Origin of the sequence: Cohnella endophytica (assembly GCF_003628305.1) — a bacterium.
GTDB lineage: Bacteria > Bacillota > Bacilli > Paenibacillales > Paenibacillaceae > Cohnella > Cohnella endophytica.
Genome location: NZ_RBZM01000006.1, coordinates 110,017 through 134,105 on the forward strand (window position 1 = coordinate 110,017; position 24,089 = coordinate 134,105).

Annotated in this window: 11 protein-coding genes; 10 read left to right on the forward strand and 1 reads right to left on the reverse strand. The window is 50.8% G+C overall.

The features are described from left to right. Window positions 1-11 precede the first annotated feature (11 nt). The 10 genes from D7Z26_RS14430 (at window position 12) to D7Z26_RS14480 (ending at window position 23,001) form a co-directional block, all read left to right on the forward strand. Complete coding sequence (locus tag D7Z26_RS14430) at window positions 12-1,022, forward strand: DUF4432 family protein (protein WP_120977685.1); 1,011 nt, start codon at window positions 12-14, stop codon at window positions 1,020-1,022. Between the two features lie 74 nt (window positions 1,023-1,096). Further along, a complete protein-coding gene (locus D7Z26_RS14435; protein WP_158602318.1) occupies window positions 1,097-7,270 on the forward strand; it encodes an Ig-like domain-containing protein in 6,174 nt (2,057 codons plus the stop codon). A 137-nt stretch (window positions 7,271-7,407) separates the two neighbouring features. Next, window positions 7,408-9,210, forward strand: a complete 1,803-nt coding sequence (locus D7Z26_RS14440; protein ID WP_120977687.1) for a glycoside hydrolase family 36 protein — start codon at window positions 7,408-7,410, stop codon at window positions 9,208-9,210. Between the two features lie 136 nt (window positions 9,211-9,346). Further along, window positions 9,347-10,297, forward strand: coding sequence for an ABC transporter permease (locus D7Z26_RS14445; RefSeq protein ID WP_120977688.1), 951 nt, complete (start codon window positions 9,347-9,349; stop codon window positions 10,295-10,297). Between the two features lie 19 nt (window positions 10,298-10,316). Continuing rightward, the gene (locus D7Z26_RS14450; RefSeq protein ID WP_158602319.1) at window positions 10,317-11,192 is read left to right on the forward strand and encodes a carbohydrate ABC transporter permease; all 876 of its coding nucleotides are present in this window, start codon (window positions 10,317-10,319) and stop codon (window positions 11,190-11,192) included. 81 nt (window positions 11,193-11,273) lie between these two features. After that, window positions 11,274-12,935 (forward strand): extracellular solute-binding protein, encoded by a 1,662-nt coding sequence (locus D7Z26_RS14455; protein WP_120977690.1) that lies wholly within the window; start codon window positions 11,274-11,276, stop codon window positions 12,933-12,935. A gap of 81 nt (window positions 12,936-13,016) precedes the next feature. Continuing rightward, window positions 13,017-19,139 (forward strand): S-layer homology domain-containing protein, encoded by a 6,123-nt coding sequence (locus D7Z26_RS14460; RefSeq protein ID WP_158602320.1) that lies wholly within the window; start codon window positions 13,017-13,019, stop codon window positions 19,137-19,139. Between the two features lie 98 nt (window positions 19,140-19,237). Next, window positions 19,238-21,079 (forward strand): cache domain-containing sensor histidine kinase, encoded by a 1,842-nt coding sequence (locus D7Z26_RS14465; protein WP_158602321.1) that lies wholly within the window; start codon window positions 19,238-19,240, stop codon window positions 21,077-21,079. Continuing rightward, on the forward strand, window positions 21,072-21,878 hold the full coding sequence (locus D7Z26_RS27190; protein WP_158602322.1) for a response regulator transcription factor: 807 nt from the start codon (window positions 21,072-21,074) through the stop codon (window positions 21,876-21,878). Before D7Z26_RS14465 ends, D7Z26_RS27190 begins: the two co-directional genes overlap by 8 nt. Before the next feature lie 37 nt (window positions 21,879-21,915). After that, window positions 21,916-23,001, forward strand: coding sequence for a glycoside hydrolase family 88/105 protein (locus D7Z26_RS14480; RefSeq protein WP_158602323.1), 1,086 nt, complete (start codon window positions 21,916-21,918; stop codon window positions 22,999-23,001). 158 nt (window positions 23,002-23,159) lie between these two features. Here the strand turns inward: D7Z26_RS14480 and D7Z26_RS14485 are convergent, their stop codons facing one another. Beyond that, window positions 23,160-24,023: a helix-turn-helix transcriptional regulator gene (locus tag D7Z26_RS14485; RefSeq protein WP_120977694.1), complete on the reverse strand. Its 864-nt coding sequence runs from the start codon at window positions 24,021-24,023 to the stop codon at window positions 23,160-23,162. Between the last annotated feature and the right edge of the window lie 66 nt (window positions 24,024-24,089).

The window sequence follows — 24,089 nt, forward strand, 5'->3', positions numbered from 1 at the left end:
GAAGAAACGACATGGTCATGAATCCTCTCTGTAGCGCTACCGAGTTATCGGTAGACGGAATTCAAGCCGTGCGGTTGGAGAACGAATGGCTGAAGGCCGTCATTCTGGTCGGTAAAGGCACCGATATCTGGGAGCTCGTCTATCGACCTCTGAATCTGGAATTGCTAATGAAAACGCGAGCCGGATTAAGCCCTTTAGCGGGTCGGGACTTAAGAGAGAATAGACTGATTCACTATGCGGATCCGTATCCGGGCGGTTGGCAGGAAATTCTTCCGAATCGGGCATCCTTCGGTAACGGGAGCGGCGAGGTAAGCCGCCGGGAGGAAGGAGAATCCGCGGGCGTTCCCTGGGAATATTCCATTGATCGGGGAGACGGGAGGGACGTTGCGCTTCGTTGCCGGCTAGCCCTTCCTTACACTCCGCTTACGGTAGAGAAGACGATATCGTTAAAGGCAGGGGAAAGCGTCCTTAGGATTGACGAGCGGGTCGTGAATACGGGCGACGCGCCCGTGCATTTCATCTGGACGCATCATCCCGCGTTCGGAGCCCCGCTAGTCGACGAGCATTCGCGGATCGTTCTCCCGGAGGGGGCGGTGGCGTTTAATATTGATCGCTATGAGCAGAACAAGGAACAATCGCCCGCTCGTTTCGAAGAAGAGATCGCTTCGGTCACTCTTCCAAGCGGAACGAAGAAGAACCTGCTTCGTGTCGACCCGCGCGGGTCGGAAGGCGAAGCTTGTTACGTGCCTTTAATGGGGTTGAAAGAAGGGACGGCCGGAATCGATAATCCGAGTTTGAACGTGGGACTGCGGATCGATTGGGATCACGAGGCATTCCCTTGCTTGAGGTATTGGTCCAATACCGACGAGAACATGTACACGTTAGCCTTGGAGCCCTCCAGCTCCTGGTTTTCGGATATCGGGGACTGCATGCGACATGGGAATTGTATTTCTCTCAAACCTCGGGAAAAAAAGCGATTTTGGTTGAATATTCGAGTTGAACAACCGGGAAGACAGGAATAACTTCTAAGCGAATTTTCGCAAGCGCTTTCTTGGAGCTGAATTTCCTAAATTCTATGATGGAGGTTGATTCGAAAATGGTAGTCAAAAGTAAAAAAATCGTAAGTTTGCTCCTTGCTTTTATTCTCGCATTCGGTAATATGCCTGCGTTGCATGCCGCGGATGCGGTGCCAGAGGTGTGGGTTAACTTATTGCAAGCGGATATGGATACTCATTTTGACGGGGGCATAAACCCGTTTACGATGGATAAGACCGATACCGGAGGATCTCAGAAAATTGTGCAGATTAATGGCAATAACGCAGTTGAATTCCGCGATTCATCATCGCCGGGCGGGAATTTAGGAAGCTATTTTTACTTTCAGTTAACGAAAGGCAAGCTCATATCGAGAATCAATGAAATCTATAGCATGCCGGTTGGGACGGAACCGGTGGAGTTTGTTCTTGAATACAAGCTCTTGCGCAGCGTTGCAAGCGATAAGCCCGTTCCCAATAATATCAATGCCGAATTGCAGTTCGGTCCATACGACGATGCTTTTTTTGTTCCGCGCTTTCCATTGGGTTCGCCGACTCCGAGCATAACGGGAACAGCGGCCTATAAAAATACCGAACCGAATGCGTTTAAGACGGTAAATGACAGCGATATCCCCGGCTATCGATTTAAGATCAAGCCTAATGGCGGGAAGAAGCTGATTACGAGCTTTAAGATTGCCTTCGGTGTTCGCGTCAATACGGACGGTACCGATGAAGCCATCGTTGTCGATGATTTGGCCGTATACGAAGTAACGCACGATGGGGGTGCGGATACGGAACCGCCTACCGCGCCTACCGGCTTAACAGCTGCAGCCATTAAGGATACGAGCGTCAACCTGTCTTGGACGGCTTCAACGGACAACGTTGGGGTTACCGGGTACGATATCTACCAGAATGGTCAATTGGTAGGTAAGGTGGGCGGTGATGTGACGAGTTATACCGCGAATGGGATGACACCGAATACGACCTACATTTATACCGTTAAAGCAAGGGACGTTATGGGAAACATTTCGGCTCCCAGTAATGTGCTTTCGGTAACGACGAACCCATCAACCAGTGGATTACCCGAGCCGTTCGGAAACCAGGATATTGGTGCTGTCAAGCTCGCCGGCAGCGCGAGTTATGATGAGGGTACGGATACGTTCATAGTAACGGCTTCCGGAAAGGACATCTTTGATAACGCTGACGAGTTCCATTATGTTTATCGGCCCTGGACGGGCGACGGTCAGATTATCGCTCATGTCACGAGTATGGAAAATTCAGTCGCTTGGACTAAAGCGGGCGTGATGATTCGCGGGAATATGACGAGCGGTTCTCCGCATGTGATGACGGCGGTCTCGCCGGGGAACGGAGTGTTTTACGGGGATCGCTTAGTATCAGGGGGAGCTTCTACCGTTACGAAAGGGAGCACGGCGGCAGCTCCCTACTGGGTGAAGATGACGCGAGAGGGTAATCTTATCACTTCCTACGATTCGGAGGACGGGATCAACTGGAACCTGATCAAGCAGCAGAACGTGAATCTGCCGGAGACGGTATACTTCGGGCTGGCATTGACAAGTCACAGCGTTAATTTACTCAGCAAGGCGAAATTCGAAAATGTCAGCATCGGCGATCTTCCGCCTGCGGAAAGCAACTATTCGCCTTATCCCGGCACGATTGAGACTCGTAGGGATTGGCTATGGAATAAAGTCAAGACGATGTCGACAAAAGGCAGCCTGCCAATGAATATTGTCCAGTATGTGGCACAGATCATCGATGGACAACGTGTATCCGAAAACCTTAAGAAGCTGGACGATATGTTCAAGGCACATGATTGGGAAGAGTATAAGACGGTTTCCAAGATGTATGCTTATCTATTGGTCGGAGATAAGTTCGACGATGCGATGAAGCAACATGTGAAAGACTATTTCGCAGGATATAAGTATGCCAAGCTGAATCAAACGGAGAATCTCAGAATCAGTAACTATGTATCGGGTTATTTAGTAGGCCAATACCTTCCGGACGTTGTTGATCTAGCAGAACCATACCCTCGAACCTTTCCTTATAATGAAGGGAACGGTAACTCCGGGGCTACATTGAAAAGCATAAACAGAGCCAATATTGAAGAGATGATAGACAAAGGCGTAAAGTATGGCTGGGCGGAATATGAAAGCCCGGAATATACGTTTATGACTTATATGTGCTTGAATGCCGTATATCAATATACGGATGAACCGGATTTTAAGCAAAAGGTAAAGATGGCTATGGACGTGATGTGGTTTGAATGGGCTAACGATTGGATCGATGGCACCTTTATTTCCACATCGAACAGAGCGAAGGGCGATAGTGTTTCCGCTAGCGATCTCACTTGGAGAGCGGCAGATCACACGGCTTTATCGTGGATGTATTTCGGCGGACACCGCGCGCAACAGGGCATTGGGGAGTCGGATTTAATGGTTCCTTCAGCCATACGGCCTTATCTGGAATATATGGGGATGGTCTATGCACCCGGTATGACTTATACACCGCCGGAAATGGCGATTCAAATCGGCCGGAAAGCGGATAAGGATTATCTTTCACGCAAGACGAATTTGATGAATTCAAGCGGTAACAATCTGAAAACGTACCGTACAACGTATGTGAAGCCGAATTGGGGTATGGGGACGGAGGTTACTTATAATCGCGTCGATAACTGGATTGAAGATATCCCCGTTGTCGTTCGCTGGCATTCCGATTTACCCAATCCTTTATTTAGAATGAGTGTCGATCAGGGCACGAGCACAATTGGAAACTATGACCAACCTGAGAATCATCGTATTATGCAGGATGGCAAAGCGGCTGTAGGTGTATATCAATCATTAAGCGGACCGAACGCAACCGATAATTACCTCAACGCTATGTTTCCGGACACAGGATCAATCAAGACGAAGGACGAGCAAGGCGGGTGGGTGTTTAGCGATACAGGGCCGATGTATTTTGCCTATAAGATGATCAAACCGTATTCCTGGTACCACCAGACGCCGTTCGAAGTGGCGAACAAGGTCAAGACTACGGGATCGCAGCATCCGACCGCATCTTTGTCGTACAGTTATAATATTCTTCGCAGTCAGGCGGACAAAAATGGCTGGGTACTGGAAACGGCGGACGCTTCGGAATATGCGGACTTCGCCAGCTTCAAGAATGCTGTGCTTACGCGAACGACGGTAGACAGCTCGCATATCGACGAAGCTATCCCGCGCCTCATCTACAAGAATTTAGACGGGCATGTCATGGACATTACTTTTGATCGAGCGAAAGATCCATACAACAATACGCACAAGATAGACGGAGTTGCAATCGACTATAATGCGTATAAGCTCTTTGATACGCCGTGGCTGCAGCAGGAAAAGAATTCAAATATCTTCACCGCTAGCTATGGCAGCGAAATATTAACCTATGATTTTGCAAATTGGACGATTACGAATACTGATCCTAATGTCATTGTCGATGTAACCGGAGTGTCTCTTAATGCATCTGCGCTTACTGTCGGGGCAGGAAAAACGGCTGATTTGAAAGCAATTCTAGAGCCGGGTAATGCCACGAATAGGGCAGTAACTTGGAAATCGCAAAATACGAATGTTGCAACGGTCAGCGCGAATGGAAAAGTGACGGCAATCGCACCGGGAAAGACAGTCATTACCGCGACAACGGAAGAGGGCTCCTTCACAGCGGAGTGTACGGTAACCGTAGTGATCGAACCGCTGCTGGCGGACAGCTTTGAAAATGGACTTATTAATTGGGAATCGTATAGCAACTTAGTCTGGCAAATCCAGGGCAGCGGAACGAATGCTCAACTAAAGGGTTCGACAACACTGACGGGACCTCAGCGAATTATGGTGAAGGCCTCCTTGCTTCCCTATACAGTGGGCAATTATAGCATTGCGTTCACTGCAACGACAGATAGCTTCCGAACCATGTTTCGATATGTGGATGGAACAAATTATTATTTCTTGGAGTTTAAGAATAAAAACTTTGTAGCAATGTGGAAATATGCGAATTCAGGTACTCCCGTTCAGGTTGGGACGACTGTGGATATTAATGCGGTTATTCCAGGCTTCGATCTAGCAGAAAGTCATCGATACAATATCGAAGTCAACGGGGAAGTATTCAAGCTATCGATAGATGAAACTTTGATTACGACCTTCAATGACTCGTCGCTTCAGGCAGGCGGGGTTGGGTTCGCGCTGAAAAGCGTAGGTCCGGCCGTTAACCTGCTCGTAGACGAAGTACTTATTAAGCCGATCGTTGCAGATGCGGTGAAGGTTGATGTGACCGGCGTAACGTTGAATCCGAGCACAGTGTCACTTACAGCAGGAGGATCAGCGACGTTGCTTGCAACGGTAACTCCTGCAGAAGCGACGAACAAAGCGGTAACGTGGGGTACGAGCAATTCTTCGATCGTAACCGTTGACAGCAGTGGGAAAGTCACAGCAGTCGGAGCTGGTACAGCAGTGATTACGGTAACGACAACTGACGGCGACCACACAGCAAGCAGCGAAGTAACCGTAACTGCGGCAGAAGTAAGCGTACCTGTAACCGGTGTATCGTTGAATCCGAGCACAGTGTCACTTACAGCAGGAGGATCAGCGACGTTGCTTGCAACGGTAACTCCTGCGGAAGCGACGAATAAAGCGGTAACGTGGGGTACGAGCAATTCTTCGATCGCATCCGTTGACAGCAGTGGGAAAGTCACTGCAGTCGGAGCTGGTACAGCAGTGATTACGGTAACGACAACTGACGGCGACCACACAGCAAGCAGCGAAGTAACTGTAACTGCGGCAGAAGTAAGCGTACCTGTAACCGGAATATCGATGGATCAAGAGACGTTGTCGCTCAAAACGGGAGACACTGCAACACTGCAGGCAACTATAAGTCCTGTGGATGCAACGAACAAAGCGGTAACTTGGAGTACAAGCAACCCATTGTTCGCTACCGTGGACAACAACGGAAAAGTAACTGCCGTTGGAGCAGGAAATGTGGTGATAACAGTAACGACAGTTGATGGTGGTTACACCGCAAGCTGCAATGTAACCGTAACTGACACACCACCCACAACGACTGGAACCGGAAATGATCAACCGGTCACGCCTTCAGCTTCCGGAATAATAACAGTTCCGGCGAATTCACTCAAGAATGGCTCCAATGGCAGAAGCACTGTCGAGGTACCTGCGAATACGACGGAAGTTAAGATTCCCGCGAATGCAGCGTCGCTTCTCGCTGAGAACAATCTTGAAGTGAAGACAGATAAACTTGCGCTTGAAATTCCATCTGCTTTGTTCAAGCAATTAGCAGGCCAAATCTCGGCAGAAGAACTGCAAGGCAGCACGATATCGCTGAAGCTCGAGCCGCTGAAGTCTTCCGAGTCTCAGGCGCTTCTCGCCAAAGGGCAGCAATTGGCTAACGCGGCCATCAAACATGGCAGCGACGTATACGAGTTGAGCCTAACTCTTACAACGGCAAGCGGCGGTACCAAGAAGCTGACGAAATTCGATCAGCCGATCACGATCCGGCTGAAGATTGACTCTTCCATGAATCCGAAGCTTACAGGCATCTATTACCTCTCTGACGAGGGTCAGCTTGAATGGATCGGCGGGAAATATGTCGACGGTGAAATGATCGCGGAAATCCAGCACTTCAGTAAATATGCAGTTTTTGAAGTGAAGAAGGATTTCGCCGACCTTGCAACCAATCATTGGGCTTACAATGTGATCCAGGAATTGGCGGATAAGCAGATCATCCAAGGTACAAGCGCTGCGAAGTTCGAGCCTGGCCGTTCTATCACGCGCGCGGAATTTACAGCGATGCTGGTGAATGCGCTGAAGCTAACGAAGTCGGGCGAGAATTCATTCGCCGATGTGCCTGCGGATAAATGGTATGCGCAAGCGGTGTCCATCGCTTATGAAGCGGGAATCGTCACCGGTACGGGCGCAACGACGTTTGATCCGAACGGCCTCATTACGCGAGAGCAAATGGTGACCATGACGATGAAGGCGTATCGGTCCATCAACGGAAATATGACTGCCGATGCAAGCGCAACGTTTACGGATGCATCTCAATTCTCTGCCTGGGCTACACCGTACGTGAAGGAAGCGGCAGCGCTTGAGCTGATCCGCGGCCGGGCAGAGGGATTGTTCGTACCGAAGGGCCTCTCCACTCGCGCAGAAGCTGCTCAAGTGATCTATGGGTTACTGAATCTGCAATAGAATTTTAATGGGTGTATCGGATGCCATCCGCCAAGATGGCGTCCGATATACTATCATTCAAACAATGCCGGATTGCGCGTTGCTGCGGTCGGGCGCTCTTTCTTGCTGCCCAAATTCATGCTGGAGGTACCACAAACATGCCATTTGCACAGAAATCAAGACAGGATCACTATCAACTGATAGGCAGCGGAGACAGGTTTCAGTCGATTGTTGAAGTAGAAACTCCCGAGGAAGGCATTGACCTTGTTCATATTCGAATTACGGCTGACTCGCCGGATACGCCGCCGGTATTTCGGCTGATCTGGAAGCATCCGATTGTCGATATCCACGGCGTGTGGCACCCGAACGGTTATCGCAACCGTGGGCTCGCGCCGGATTGGACTAGCGGCTACACAAGCAAGTCTACGAATTCGGCGCCGGTCGTAAGTCTATTTAGCAGCACTGGCCAAAGCCGAATGACATTCGCCTACTCGGATACGCTCAATCCGGTTGTGTGCAAGGCTGGAGTCAACGAAGAGCTGGCGGAGTTTCATTGTTCGATTCATTTATTCGAGGAGCCGACATCCCCGATCGACAATTACGAGGCAACGCTTCGAGTAGATTATCGTGATCGGGCCTATTACGACTGCCTGAACGATGTACAGATGTGGTGGAGCGGATTCCCGGGCTTAACTCCGTCACCGGTTCCTGCCCCAGCGCGTGAGCCAATGTATTCAACTTGGTACAGCTTTCATCAAGACGTCGAGCCGGAAGCGATTGAGGAACAGTGCCGGTTGGCGAAAGCATTAGGCTGCGAGACGGTCATCGTAGATGACGGCTGGCAAACGGCCAACAGCGTGCGCGGTTATGCCTACTGCGGCGATTGGGAGGTCTGCACGGACAAGATACCGGATATGAAGGCTCATGTCGAACGGGTTCATAGCCTCGGAATGAAATATATGCTGTGGTATTCCGTACCCTTCGTTGGGATACACAGTAAAACTTGGGATCGATTCCGCGACAAGATGCTGTACACCATCGAATCACGGGGCTGGGGAATCGTGGACCCAAGATTTCCGGAGATCAGGGAATATTTGATCGGAATTTATGAACGGGCGATGCACGAATGGAATTTGGACGGCTTCAAGCTGGACTTTGTGGATAGCTTTAATCTGCCCGAGGAGAAGAAACAGGAATACGGCTGGGGAAGGGACTACGTCTCGGTACCGGAGGCGGTTGATCGGCTTATGTCCGATATTATGGACCGGCTTCGAGCGATTAATCCGGAGGTCATGATCGAATTTCGTCAAAGCTATGTGGGGCCATATATGCGCAAATACGGCAATATGTTCAGAGCGGCGGATTGCCCCAATGATTCTCTCGAGAACAGAGTCCGGACTCTGGATATTCGTCTGCTATGCGGCGATACGGCTGCACACGCCGATATGTTGATGTGGCATCCGGAGGATCCCGTGGAGAGCGCAGCGCTACAGCTTATCAACGTGCTGTTCGCGGTGCCGCAAATCTCCGTTAAGCTTGATCGATTGCCGGAGGAGCATGTCGAGATGGTTGCGTATTGGCTTAGCTTCTGGAACGAGCATCGTGGCGTCCTACTGGACGGACGATTGGAGCCGCATCATCCTGAGCTCATGTACCCGCTCGTCGAAGCGAGCGATTCCGACAAGCTAATTGCCGCAGTGTATCAGCGAACGATCGTTACGCTAGATCGCGACCGCAAGTTGCCAAAGACAATTATTCTTATAAACGGCACAAGGAGCGAGGGAGTGTATATTGAGCTGGCAGCAGACGGTGGAAGCCGGGAGATAGAGATCAAGGACTGCAAGGGGAACGTCGTTGAACGCTCTACGCTGCCGCTGCGATCCGGCGTTCGACGACTCCATGTTCCGCCGGCTGGCGTCATCACCTTAACGGAAAATGATCGCAACTCTCTCATCAGGTGACCTGATAAATATGACTTTTCACGGGTATTATCGTCCTTCATTCCGGTTTTCCGGCTCTATTTTTTCAGATAAGCTAGCTAATGGAAGCACTTACATGATTGCTAAACAGCTAGAGAGAAGATAGGAGGAAAGCAAGATGGAGCTGGTTGCCGCCAAGAAGACCAAAGAAAGAGCGCCGATGCCCAGGTGGAAGCTCAAGCAGATCTGGAAATACAAATTATTATACATTTTACTGCTTCCCGCATTTGTATGGGTTTTCATTTTCGATTACCTCCCTCTTAACGGGATCAGAATCGCATTTATGGATTACAACATAATTCAAGGTTTCCCGGCGAGCCATTGGGTTGGACCGAAGTATTTCAAAATGCTCTTCGAGTCTGAGATGTTCCGCAACGCGTTCATGAATACGTTGCTCATCAGCCTGTACAAGATGATTAGCGGTTTCCTGGCTCCGATTGTGTTAGCTCTTGCATTAAATGAAATCCGCACGATGTGGTTTAAGAAGACGCTTCAAACCGCCGTTTATTTACCGAGATTCGTGTCATGGGTTGTATATGGGGGAATTATTACCATCCTGCTCTCGCCAGAAACCGGTATTATCAACAAAATCATTGAGTTCTTCGGCGGAAAACCGGCGTACCTGCTCGTTGAACCGAATTACTTCCGGACCATCCTTGTCGTAACTGACGCGCTTAAAGAGATGGGGTGGGCAGCAATTATCTATATCGCCGCCATCGCCGGACTTAATCCAGAGGTTTACGAAGCAGCCACGATGGATGGAGCTACAAGGTTTAAGAAGATGCTTCACGTCACCTTGCCGGGTATAACCGGAACGATCATTGTCATTTTCATCCTAAGAGTGGGATACGTGATGAGCGCCGGATTGGATCAGATCATCAACTTGTACAATCCGATGGTTTTCGAGGTGGGGGACATTCTCGATACTTACATCTACAGAGTAGGAATCGAGCAGTTTAACCTTAGCCTTGCGGCCGCAGCAGATGTAATCAAGGGTGTCATCGGATTTGTGCTGGTGCTTATCGCGAACCAAATCGCCAAGAAAGTCAATGATTCGGGTATTTTCTGACAAGGGGGGGAGAAATCCTATGAAGCTCACAAGAGGGGAGTCCGTATTCGTCGCCTCCAACTATATTTTTCTCACGATCCTAACCTTAATCATTATTATTCCTTTTTGGTACGTCATATCCGTCTCGATTACGCCTTACCATCTATTCAGCGAGAAGAACGGAATGATCCTATTCCCATCTAACTTCAGCTTGGACTATTACAAATATTTATTGAAAGATGGCTCGATGATCTATACCGCTTATGGGAACACGCTCCGTAACACGGTGGGAGGCGTTGCGCTTGCCTTGTTTCTCACCGTTACTGCAGCCTATGCTCTGGCGGAGAAAAAACTGCCCGGCAGGCGGATCATTATGGTGTATTTTGTGCTCACGATGCTCTTCAAGGGCGGGATGATCCCCACCTACATTACGATCAAGCAATTGGGTCTGCTGAATACGAACTATGTCCTCATATTGATCATGGCCTACAGCGCATTCAACATGATCATCATGAAGTCATTCTTCGAAGGCATTCCCGAGAGCTTGCGAGAATCCGCTTCGATTGACGGAGCCTCCGAGTTCAGAATATTGTGGCGGATCGTGCTCCCTCTGTCTATGCCGGTCATCGCAACCGTCGGACTTCTCTATCTAGTCGTATATTGGAACGATTTCTTCAATGCCTTGCTGTATGTGACCGATTGGCACAAAGCACCTGTACAGCTCGTGCTTCGAACCATTATTGCCAGCTCCAGTCTTCCTCCTGAACTGCTTGAGCAAGCGGGAACGGCGCCACCGCCAACGATTGGCATTCAGATGGCCGCGATCGTGATCGTGGCACTGCCGATGATGGTTATCTACCCGTTCATTCAAAGGTTTTTCGAGCAGGGGATGTTGATTGGATCGGTTAAAGGTTAGGCGCTTGTTCGTTACCGCCGGTTTATCCCCACCAGGGTAAATATAAATGAAAAGGATTTCATCCAAGGAGGTCAATTGTACATGTCAAAACAAAAGAAAAAGCGGTCTTATGGCTTAGTTGCAGCTGTACTGGCTGGCGTGTTATTGGTTACCGGATGCAGCAAGGGCAATGATGCAAGCAATGCTTCCCCTTCCCTTACTCCTTCCGCATCGCCATCGGCATCAAGCTCGGAGTCAGCACCGGCGTCGCCCCAAGCAGAGGAGCCTTACGAACTCAAATGGTTGAAGGCCCAAGATATATCCAAGCCTTACGATCCGGCGCAAGACGTCGTCAAGCAAGCGATCGAAGAGAAGCTGAACATCAAGATCATTCCTGAAATGGTGGATGTCCAGCAGTATAAAACAAAGCTTAATCTGAAAATGGCAAGCGGCGATATTCCTGATGTGGTAAGAATCGACTTCGCCGATGATTTCCAGAAGTATGCGCAACAAGGCGCATTTGTCGACCTTACGGATCTTATCAACGAGACGGATACGCCGAATATTATGCGTGAGGTTTCGCCGGAAGTATTCGAGAAGGCGAAAGTTAACGGCAAAATCTATGGCATTCCGTACCAAGGCGGACCTGGAGCAGGATACCGTTGGGATTTGGTAATGCGGAAGGATTACTTGAAGGAAATCGGTGCCGAGGTTCCGCAAACGCTGGACGAGTATTACAACGTTCTGAAAACGATCAAAGCGAAGTATAAGGATGTCATTCCGTTAGGCGGATATACGGCACAAATCGGCGAGCAGAAATTCGCGAACAACTCCTTTGACAATATCTTCGGCGCTTTCGGCGTGACGCCGGGCTTCTTCACGGAGAAGGACGGAAAGTTCAGCAATTATGACATTGAGCCGCAAATGAAAGAAGCTCTTCTATTCCTGCAAAAAATGTATAAGGAAGGCCTCATCGACAAGGAGTTCGCGACGATCAAGGAAGAGCAGCTGCGGACGAAGCTATACAGCGGCAAGCTGTTCTCCTGGATGGGCTGGTGGTCTACGGCGGGCGGATACGATACGCAGATTGAAACGAACATGCTGATCAAAAGCGGGGATCTGAAGTCTGATGGAACTCTCCCGGATCAATCCAATGAAGAGTACAAATATTTGACTTTGAAGGACTCGCTTGTCGGTCCTGACGGCACGGCAGTAGCTCCGGCCGGGGCTCCATTCAGCCAGATGAACGCGATCAGCGTGAAAACGAAGGATCCGAAGAAGGTACTAGCTATAATCGAACAATCCTTGTCCCCGGAAAACCAAATGCTGACCGTATGGGGAATCGAAGGGGAAGATTACAAGATCGATAACGGTTCGATGAAAGCGGTAACCGATTTGGTCGATCCGACAACGATGAAGGATAAAGACGGGAAATACCGTGGTATTCAGAGCTATCTGTTTGCCCCGGGATTGAAAGGCTGGCCGCGTTATCTGGAATCGCTGCCGTTGCGGTTCTCCGAGTCGTTGGGCGTGGCGATCAATAACAAATACCAAATTACAGATGCTTCGAACTACCTGGAATCTCCGACGAAAATCGCCAAGCTGGTAGAATTGAACACGATGCGTGATGCCACATTTACGCAAATCATCATGGGCGGCGATATTAAGAAGTTCGACGATTTCGTTGAAAAATGGAAGTCTCAGGGCGGTACGCAAATCCTGAGCGAGCTGGAAGCGTCCTTCAAGACAAAATCAGGCAAATAATATTCGTATATCCCAAAGCCCCCGCCATGGTTTTCCTGAAATGGCGGGGGTCTTTAGACCATTATGGAAGGTGGTTATCGAATGAAAAAGATTCTCCGCAGCATATCCACGCTGCTGATCGTTTCTTTGTTGCTGCCCGTGTTACCGGTTTCGACTCAAGCGGCGGCACCGACTCCGTTATACGAAGACAGCTTTGCCGGGGGTTTGGGAAACTGGGATCTATTCGGGAGTACCTCGTGGCAAGTTCAGGGCAACGGAACGGAGGCCCAGCTCAAAGGTACAACGACGCTAACGGGACCCCAACGCGCGGTAGTCAAAGCGACCCAGCTTCCTTACACGGTCACGGATTACAATCTAGAGTTCAAGGCGCAAGGAGATCGCTTCCGGACGATATTCCGGTACTCCTCCAGTACGAGCTATTACTTTCTAGAATTTAAGAACTCCAATTTCGTAGAATTATGGAAATACCCGAATTCCTCGACAACCGAAATTGTCGGCGCTCCGGTGAATATCGCTACTGCGATCCCGGGTTTTAATCTGACGGATTGGCATCAGTATAAAGTAGAGGTAAAGGGGTCTGAATTCAAGCTTTATATCGATGGTACATTGGTGACCGTATTCACCGATTCCTCCTTAATGGCGGGCGGGATTGGCTTTTCTCTGAAAAGTCTGACTGCAGGTACGGCTGTCTATCTGAATGTGGATCAAGTAACGGTTGCGCCGATTGCCGCTGCACCCGCTGAATATTCCATTGCGCACATGCCTGTGACGGATGTTCCATACAATGCGAACGTGCCTGTTACCTTTTCCGTCACGGATGCCACCTATTCTACTTCAGCAATCATCCATTACGGTTATGGAAATGATGCGCTCGATCTCATGCTGCAACCGAGCGGAATTGGAAGCGGTGTCTTTTCGGGGACGATTCCGGGATCGAGCCAATCCGATCAGATCCGTTATTATATAACGGCGCAGAATGGGGAGGGCGGTATTGCTCGTTATCCGGAAACCGGCGAGATTACGGTTTCCTTGGGAGTGATTGCACCGTACACGAACAACTTTGACGGCGAGACGCCGAACACGGTTCCCGCAGGGTGGACGGTAGGCGGAAATACGAGGGTGATTGAGCTTCCGGACGGTAACAAGGTGTTCAATCTGAATGGTTCCGGAAGCGCTAAACTGAACCTTCCCATGTACCAGAACGTGGACAATTTTATCGTCAAATTCAAAGTAAAATATGAACGGACAAGCGATGCGGTGCAGAATACTTGGCGTTTCCGTTACCGCGCCATAGATGATGCGAACAACAACGCGATGGAATGGGCAACTCATAACTCGAAATATTTTATTATGCGCAAGACTACGCTCGGAGGTAACTACTATCTAGCGAACTACGTGAAATCATTGCTAGACGAGTGGCATGAGTATGAGCTGCAAGTAAGCGGTATCACCCACAAGCTGTTCATAGATGGTCTCGAGATCGCCAGCGGAGAGGATTCCGACTCGCTGGCGCTCACCAAGGGCTACTTTCAATGGAACGTAGTCGGCGGCATTAATCTCATGATTGATGATTTCTCTATTGAACCAGTACAGTCGCCTTACGTTGTAGATCTTCAACCATCCGGCAATTTCGTGGGAATCTATACGCAGGACGAGGTTCCAGGACTCGCCTTGGCATTGGACGCCGGAGCAGCAGCGCATGAGTTCCAGATGAACTATTCGGTGCGCCGCGCGGATGGCGACAAGGCGGTTGTTGCTTCCGGGACGAAAAGCTATAGCCTTGGTAAGTATGCGACAAGCAAAGATATAATCGCTTTCGAGCCGCGGCTTAACTCTGTCGGAACCTATGAGGTGTCAGCCGACTTTAAAGTAGACGGAGTGAAACAGTCTGATAAATCGAAACGAATGCGCCTTGCAGTCATAAAGAAGGCCGCACCGGTAAAAGGGCTTGATCTGGATAATGAGAGCAAGTTCGGACTAAACACGCACTATGCTCTGAATTGGAAGGACGACATAATTGACGGAGCCCGTAAGATGGGAGCCCGTCACCACCGATCCGGCATTACATGGGAGGACGTGGACAAGAATGTTAAGGATGCGTCAGGAGCAACCGTGTACGATTATAGCAGGGTCGATCCTCAACTGGATAAGCTGTTCTCGTACGGATTTAACCAAATTACGGTACTAGCTATCGACAAAAATGCGAATTATCAATCCGGCACCGTGAATACGACATCCGCCTTGAAAGCGATGGGCGATTTCGTTGCGAATACGGTTGCGAAATATAAAGGCAAGATCCGGCAATGGGAAATGCCGAACGAGCCGGAGATTTTCTCGAAGCCTTATTTCCCTGCGGAATTCGTACAGCTGCAGAAGGTCGCTTATCTCAACATGAAGAAGGCGGATCCGGATGCGATGCTGCTCGCCGGCGACCACACCTCCAGTGTGCTAAGCGTTCTTCCGAAGGAACTGGAGCTAGGATCATTTGATTATGCAGACGCCTATTCTTACCATCCGTATGTGTATAACTCCATGCCGGACGGCAACCTGCAGAACCTTATGAATGGCGTTAAGGATCTGGTCAACGCTTATGGAGGCTGGAAGGATTACTATTTGACTGAGGGCGGCTGGCCGACCGCCAATAGCGGCTATCCATCCGTGTCGGAAGAAATCCAACGGGATTATATCGTACGCGCCTTCCTGAATTATATGGTAACGGACCAGGTGAAGGCTTATGAATATTACGATTACAAGAACGATGGAACTGACGATCGTTATTACGACATCTTCTGGGGGATTACGGACAATAATGGGCGGCCTAAGCTTGCTTATCCGGCAGTCAACCAGTTGATGACGACGTTGGACAAGGCTCGTTACATTGGAACCTGGGATACCGGGAATCCGGACGTTACGGTTGAAGTGTTCTTGAGTGATGGACAGCCCGTGATTACGGCTTGGAAGAAGGTTGATCATAAGGACAATCCGGCTGTCAAGCCTCCTACTAGCACCATAACGCTTCCGTTCGGAGCAGCGGGATTGAAGGTTATGGATATTAATGGCGTTGAAATCCCTGTAACGGTAGGCGCAGGCGGTATCCAGCTCGTTGTGTCCGGATCGCCCGTCTATCTTACAGGGGCTCCTGCGGACTTCGTGTTCCAATCTGCGGCCCAGCTTCTTCAAAACAAGAAGCAGGAAGCGATCGTCAAGCTGAACAAGACGCGGGTTACGGGCAATGCTGCTCTTATCGACAGCGATGCGGCCGAGATTGCGCGAATCATGCTGCAGTTGGCTGCGGCTAGCGGGAATGGAAGCCATTCTGCAGGTTTGGAGCAGGGAATCAAAGATATTTACACGCTGATGGTACAGATTGCTGGCCAGATCAAGAACGGCTCCATGGAGAGCGCTCCTGGATATGTTGCGTTGGAAGCCTTATACAACCTAGCGGAAAGCGCTTCGGTCGCATTAGTGTATGCGCTTGACGGTGCTGGCACGAACAGCTTGGACTACAGCGCCGCTGTACAAACGGCAGTTGCTTCGTTCAATGCTAAGAAAGGCGACTACAGCGTCATGCCGGTATCCGCGTCAGCGGTGCTCCGTCTGAATAGATACGGCAGACTGGCAGAGGCTGCATTCTTACGAGGCAGTCATGCGGAAAGCTATGCTTATAATTTACTGGCGCGGGAATTCGCGGGCGTCGCGTCAGCGATGGTCGACTCTGAGCAGGCCAAGTTCATTGGAGTGTTGTCCAATGTTACACCGACTCAGGTTAACGGGGAGGCCGGCTATGCCACTGAGCTTAATCTTTCCTTAGTAAATAGCACGGAAGCTCCGCAGCAGGTAAAGGTAAATTTGAAGTTACCGAATGGTTGGGAGTCCTCGCAAACGGAGCCTAGCATGAGAGATTTGACGATTCCTGCCCAAGGTTCGCTAGACCAGCCTTATCAGGTGCTCGTACCGGAGGGGACGCTTAAGGGTCGTTACGAGATCGAACTTGAAGTCGTGCACGACGGAGCAGCGTTCGACACGAAGAAGGTTCAGTTGACCGTTGAGGACGGGCTGGATGTAAAGCTTCTTCCTGTTAAGAAGACGATTGAGGAGCTGGATGTGGTCACTGTGCAATTGACGGGAACATCATCCTCGGAAAAGTCGGGTAAAGTGAGCATCAAAGGACCTGATGGAAGTCTGCTAACTCCGGTTATCTCGAGCGCCTTCAGCGGGCTGAAGAAGGGCGATCGTATTCAAATGGATTTCCGCTGGACACATCATGAGCGCGCTGATTTCAATGAATATCATGTCGACCTGCAAGTGGAGGAGACATCGAGCGGCAAGGTGATTTTCCACGACATGGCTATGCCGCTGGACTTTAACCTTATTCAGTCGATAAACGGCGTGACGGTTGATGGAAACTTGAAGGATTGGAAGGACGCCTATCCGATTCATCTCCGCAGAAAGGACCAGAATGCGACAGGACACCACGATCCTGATAATCTTGAGGCGGTAGCGTATGCCAAGTGGGCTGCCGACGGGATGTATTTCGCGGTATCCGTCCGAGACAACGTACACAAGCAATCGGAAAATGCGGCGAATATGTGGAAGAACGACTCGGTACAGGTAAGTCTGGATCCTCTGAATAATCGGCAGTCCCCTTACGGTTCCGACGATGTCGAGTGGGGTCTTGCGTTGGCGGATGATGGCACGCACCTTGTTAATATTTTCTACTCGGCGCCGCCTAATCCGAATGGCGATGTAAGCGGGCAAGTTCCTTTCAAAGCGATTCGGGATGAGGCAGCGGGCAGAACAATTTATGAATTTAAGATTCCGACTGCGTACGTCAAGGATTTAATGCCGAAGCTTGGCCATACCATTGGATTTAACATCGCGGTCAACGATGCGGATTATCAGAACGGCAGAGATAACTTTATTCAATGGACTCAAGGAACGGCTGACTCGAAGAACACCGCGCTATACGACGCCTTCGAATTCATAGATCATCATCCAGTGCCTCCCGATGAAAATGAAGGAAGCGGTGGAGATGGCGAGGGTCCGTCATTGCCGCCAACGACGGGAACCGGAATAGGTCAACCGGTCACGCCTTCAGCATCCGGAATAGTAACAGTTCCGGCGAATTCACTCAAGAATGGCTCCAATGGCAGAAGCACTGTCGAGGTGCCGGCGAATACGACGGAAGTTAAGCTGCCCGCGAATGCAGCGGCCCTTCTGGCGGAGAACAAGCTTGAAGTGAAGACAGATAGGCTTGCGCTTGAAATTCCGTCTGCTTTGTTCCAACAATTAGCAGGCCGAATCTCGGCAGAGGAGCTGCAAGACAGCACGATATCGCTGAAGCTCGAGCCGCTGAAGTCTTCCGACGCCCAGGCGCTTCTTGCCAAAGGTCAGCAATTGGCTAACGCGGCCATCAAGCATGGTAGCGACGTCTACGAGTTGAGCCTAACCCTTACAACGGCAAGTGGAAGTATCGAGAAGCTGACGAATTTCGATCAGCCGATCACGATCCGGTTGAAGATTGACTCTTCCATGAATCCGAAGCTGACAGGCATCTATTTCCTCTCCGAAGAGGGTCAGCTTGAATGGATCGGCGGGAAATATGACGACGGTGAAATGATCGCGGAAATTCGGCACTTCAGTAAATATGCGGTTCTTGAGGTGAAGAAGGATTTCGCCGACCTGTCGACCAAGCATTGGGCTTACAATGTGATCCAGGAATTGACGGCTAAGCAGATCATCCAAGGTACAAGCGCTGCGAAGTTCGAGCCTGGCCGTTCCATCACGCGCGCGGAATTTACAGCGATGCTGGTGAATGCGCTGAAACTAACGAAGTCGGGCGAGAATTCATTCGCCGATGTGCCTGCGGATAAATGGTATGCGCAAGCGGTGTCGATCGCTTATGAAGCGGGAATCGTCACCGGTACGAGCGCAACGATGTTTGATCCGTACGGCCTCATGACGCGAGAGCAAATGGTGACCATGACGATGAAGGCGTATCGGTCCATAAATGGAAATATGGCTTCCGGTGCAAGCGCAACGTTCACGGACGCATCTCGAATCTCTGCCTGGGCTTTACCATACGTGAAGGATGCGGCAGCATTTAAGCTGATCCGCGGCCGGGCAGAGGGCTTGTTCGTACCGAATGGCATCTCTACTCGCGCTGAGGCGGCTCAGGTGATTTACAATCTAATCAACGTATAAGTTCTGACAATCTAAGATGGAGGAGCCCCTCGGACGGTGAATACCGGCCGATGGGGCTTCTGCGATAACAACGGTGAAGGAAGAGGGAGAGGATGACCATGCGTAAACGAACGAAGAACGGGAGTTCCGGATTGCTTTCACGTCTCAGTCTTCCTATCTTTGCGCTGATCGTCATCATCATCACTTTTTTTGCCTCTGCAGCCAGCTACATTCTCATTCGAGTTCAGAATGATCATACGCTCAACATGGCAGATCAATCGATGAAATTCGTCTATAGGAACGTATGGTATCAATTCGATACGATGAATAATGTGGCAGCCTTTATTTTATCCAATCCATCGATAGAAGGCTTGCTCGAAAACAGGTACCAACAATCTTATGAAGCGGTCGGAGATTATTTCGCCTTGCAGACGAATCTGGAGAATCTGTCCCTGCTATCCCTCCTTAACGATTTTGGTTCGCGCAGCGCCGCCAAGAAGTCTTACGTAGTTTCCGTTGCTCTGGAGCCGGAAAGCGGTCTATTTGACATAGCAACCGATCATTTCGATCCAACGACAGGTATCTACAAATACGATGATTTACAAAATCAGGAGTGGTATCGCAGCTTGAAACGCGGTGCACGGCAGACCGAGTGGTGGGGGCAGAGGACGGGACAATCCAATTCTACCATGATCTATTCGGCGAGAACGAAGACTAGCATTAAAGACGGTCGGAGCATTGGCACCGTCATCATCGGAGCGGACACGGGGAGCATTCAAAGCGTATTCGAAAATGCGCAGCTGGAGAAGGGGTATCATCTCTTGCTGGATGAGAGCAATCAAGTCATCTTTAGTGAGCGGTACAGTTTCTTAGAGCCTGTAGGAGAACTACCGTATGTGCGTGCAATGGAAGGAAATAAGGGGTCGTTGGTCTCGAGAATCGACGGCGAGCAGCACCGGGTGATGTACGAGACATTCGCGAATGGATGGAAGCTGCTGACGGTCGTTCCGGAAAGCCATTTCAGCCAATATACCTTCGCCATATCGGCAATAGGCGCGGCAACCGCAATCGCTGCCTTGCTGATCGCGGGCTTTATTCTTCGAAGGATCGTCGTGCGGGTAACCGTTCCGATTACTAGGCTGGTCTCGGCGATGCATCGTCCGGAGGTTCTAGAATTCAAGGAGCCGCTGCCCGAGCAGAATTCGGGGATTTACGAGGTGGATGAGCTGGGTCAGAAATTCTCCTCTATGCTCATTACTCTGCATGGACTCATCGAGAAGTCCTTCGTCGAAGAGATGGAACGCCGACAGCTTCAACTTGAGCTGTTGCATTCCCAGATTAACCCCCATTTCCTCTACAATACTCTGGATCTTATCAATTGCCGTGCGATTATGGCGGGAGATCGGGAAGCGAGCCAGATTGTTCGTTCTCTAGCCAACGTATTCCGTCACAGTTTGAATCGGGGAGAAGCTTGGATTTCCTTGGGGGATGAGGTGCGGATGGTCGAAGCTTATCTTCATATTCAACAGATGATGATGGACAATCTTCAGGTGGAGATCAGGGTGCCGGAGGATATTTTATCGGCCCTAATCGTACATCTTACGTTGCAGCCGTTAGTCGAGAATGCCATTATACACGGGTTCGCGGAGCGTACGTCCGAGTGCAGGATTGCCATTACCGCCCGGCTTAAGGACAAGGCGATCATTCTGCGCATCGAAGACAATGGAAGAGGCTGCGATCCCGAGCGGATGAATCGCATGCTTCGGGATCATACGGGCGGCGAGGTCGAGGGCAGGAACGGCGGCATGAAAACAGGTTACGGCACGTTAAACGTCCATCGGAGAATCCAATTGCATTGTGGCGAGGCTTACGGCTTGCGGTATGCGGATATCGAAGAGGGAACCTGCGTCGAAGTCGTCGTTCCTTACCGGATTAGAACGGAGGTGCTCGCGAATGTATAAGCTTCTCATTGCCGAAGACGTGAAAACCGTGCGGGATACGCTGGTTCGCTCTATTCCTTGGGAGACGTTAGGCATAACGTTACTTGGCGCCGTCCCTAACGGCAAAGAAGCATTGGATCGGCTGGAGGACGAGGATGCGGATCTCCTGTTAACGGATATCGGGATGCCCAAGATGAACGGATTAGAGCTGATAGAAGCCATTCAGGTCCGTAGGCCCGATATCCGGTGCATCATACTTTCCGGGCTGAACGAATTCGAGCATGCCAGGAAAGCGATCAAGCTCCAGGTGCTCGACTATGTGCTGAAGCCGATCGATCCGGCCGAGATTGAGACCGTCGTGTCTCGCGCGACCGCGACGATAAGCAAGGAACGGGAAGAACGCCGGGAGCGGGCGATCGCAGAACAGGTATCGAAGGATAAGCTGCCTCATCTATCGGAGATGTTGCTTCCCGGCGAGATGTCCGGCAATTTGAAAAAGAAGAAGTTGGTCGAGCAAGCGATTCGGTATGTGAAGGATCGATTCATGAGCAGGGATCTGGCTTTGTCGGACGTAGCGACGGCGGTCGGACTGAGCGAGAAATATATGAACCTGCTCGTGAAGGACGTGACCGGCACGACGATCAACCATCTGATCATCCGACTGCGCATGGAAGAAGCGGCGCGTTTATTGCTGGATCCCGGCAACCGGATTTACGAGATTTGCGACAGGATCGGCTATGCGGATCAGGATCATTTTCGCGAGAGCTTTAAGAAGCAGTACGGGCTGACGCCGACCGAATACCGCAATCAAGCGTGGTAAAGGTAACGGAGTCGAATAGAAAAAGGGGATGTTCAGGTTGAGAAGGAGCGATTTGGAAGCGGCGGCAGGCAAAGTCTACAGTTATATGATGCATGGCGAGCCTTCGGAATGGGGCGACCATGAATGGACGGACTGGGCGATGAATATCGATCGGTGGGATTGGAATTCCGGCGTGGGAATTATCGCTGCCGCGGAGTATGGGGAGGTGACGGGCGACGAACGCGCCATCGAAGAGGTAGCGGCTTGGGTGGAGAAGAACAAGGGGCAGTCCGATTCCGTCAAAGTCATCAATTCGATGGCGCCTTTCGCCATCTTCCCGCAGTTATACGCGAAAAAGGGAATGTTGTATTACGAATCGAAAGCAGAGGAAATCGCCTATTGGATGATGGAGCAGGCTCCCCGGACGAAGAACGGCGCTTTCGAGCATACGGTCACCGAGAACGCCTCGTTTCGCGAACAGATTTGGGCCGATACGATTTTCATGGCCGTTCTGTTCCTGGCGCGAACCGCTCGGATGTTAAAGGATCGCAGGATGGCGGACGAGGCGCTTCGGCAGGTGCTTCTGCACCTTCAAGCCTTGCAGGACGAAGAGACGGGTTTGCTCTTCCACGGTTGGAACTGCGAAGCGGGCGATTGGATGTCCGCGGCCAGATGGAATCGGGCGAACGCCTGGAACGTTTGCGGAATTCCGATGATATTGGAGGCGCTGGAGGGAGCGGGAGACTTCGGACTTGGCGATCCTGGGGTGCTGGAGGAGATCAATGCAAGGTATCGTAAGCTCGCCGAGGCGATAGTCGCGCGGCAGAACGAAAGCGGGCTATGGCCGACCGTATTGGACCACTCCGACTATTACGAAGAAACATCGGGATCGGCCGGCATCGCTTACGGCTTGTACAAGGCGGCCCGCATGGGACTCGTTCCCGAAGCGATGAAGAGCAGCGCAGACCGAACGGTAGCCGCCGTGCTGTCCAAGATCGCCGACAACGGCGCGGTCGATGGCGTTTCCGGCGGCACGCCCGTGCTCGAGAGCGTGGAGGCGTACGATCGGGTACCGATCTTCCCGACATTGTACGGGCAAGGATTGACGCTGTTGTTGCTGACGGAAGCCTTAACCTATGAATAATCGGTAAGTATATATAAAGAAAGGACAAGCGGATTCCGCTTGTCCTTTCTTATTGCTGAGAAAATAAGACCTCGGTGATGTTGCGATCGGACAATAAGTGTGTGTATTCGGATATCGGAAAAAGGGATCTATCGGTGCTATAGTAAAGTTATCCAATTTTATCCGTAAGGAGAGCGAAATCGCATTCGGAACGCCTTGGGCGTAGCCCCGACCTGCCGGCCGAAGCAACGGACGAAATAAGGGAAGGAGCCGAAGCCGGTTTCCTCGGCGATCCTGCCGACAGGCTCGTTCGTATCGATTAGCAGCCGCTTTGCTTGTTCTACGCGATAGCGGGTCAAGTACTCGAGCGGCGTGTAGCCGTAGGCACGTTTCATGCAGAGGGCGATATAATTGAAATGAAAGTGGAGCTCTTCGGACATCGCTTTATAGGATAACGACTCTTTGTAATTTCGGCGCAGGAAAGAGGCGGCTTCGTCGGCGATCTTCAAATAGGAGCTACTCTCGGGTAGCTTCGTATCATCTTGCAGGCGCAATAGCAACTCCTGGAAGACGAGCTGTTGCCGCCATTGCGAAGTCGAGGAGGAGTCCGTCTGCAAAGATATCAGTTGGCGCAACCAAGCGTACGCAGCGTCCGGAGACGACAATTTCCCGGATCGGGGCAAGTAAAAAGCGAAACGGTGGATTTCGCGGAAGGCGTCGTCCGGCCGGAGCTCGTCCGGACCAAGCTCCGCTTCCGTCTCGTGCCAACTGCCGAGCGTCTGGAAGTGTGCCCAGAAGAAATGGGTTTCCTCCCGGCAAGGCTCCGTCGTCCGATGCGCGCGATCCGGCCGAAGCAGGGCGAACGAACCTGAAGGAATGGTGAGCGATACCGACTCTTCAGCCATATAAAGGCATCCGCGCGTAACGATCAGAAGATCGAATTCGCCGATTCCGGAACGGTCGGAATGCCGACCACCGGCAGGATACGTGTCTTCCCCGCAGACGATGAAGTGCGGTAAAGGCGGAGAGATGAATCGGAACATTCGGTATCCTCCAATAACGACAGTCTCGTCTTTTAAGTATAAAGAAAACAAGGCGGCAAGTCTCTT

Coding starts and splice junctions, on each gene's coding strand:
- D7Z26_RS14465 (WP_158602321.1), top strand. CDS start 19,238: ATGCGTAAACGAACGAAGAACGGGAGTTCCGGATTGCTTTCACGTCTC.
- D7Z26_RS14435 (WP_158602318.1), top strand. CDS start 1,097: ATGGTAGTCAAAAGTAAAAAAATCGTAAGTTTGCTCCTTGCTTTTATT.
- D7Z26_RS14430 (WP_120977685.1), top strand. CDS start 12: ATGGTCATGAATCCTCTCTGTAGCGCTACCGAGTTATCGGTAGACGGA.
- D7Z26_RS27190 (WP_158602322.1), top strand. CDS start 21,072: ATGTATAAGCTTCTCATTGCCGAAGACGTGAAAACCGTGCGGGATACG.
- D7Z26_RS14450 (WP_158602319.1), top strand. CDS start 10,317: ATGAAGCTCACAAGAGGGGAGTCCGTATTCGTCGCCTCCAACTATATT.
- D7Z26_RS14445 (WP_120977688.1), top strand. CDS start 9,347: ATGGAGCTGGTTGCCGCCAAGAAGACCAAAGAAAGAGCGCCGATGCCC.
- D7Z26_RS14455 (WP_120977690.1), top strand. CDS start 11,274: ATGTCAAAACAAAAGAAAAAGCGGTCTTATGGCTTAGTTGCAGCTGTA.
- D7Z26_RS14485 (WP_120977694.1), bottom strand. CDS start 24,023: ATGTTCCGATTCATCTCTCCGCCTTTACCGCACTTCATCGTCTGCGGG.
- D7Z26_RS14440 (WP_120977687.1), top strand. CDS start 7,408: ATGCCATTTGCACAGAAATCAAGACAGGATCACTATCAACTGATAGGC.
- D7Z26_RS14460 (WP_158602320.1), top strand. CDS start 13,017: ATGAAAAAGATTCTCCGCAGCATATCCACGCTGCTGATCGTTTCTTTG.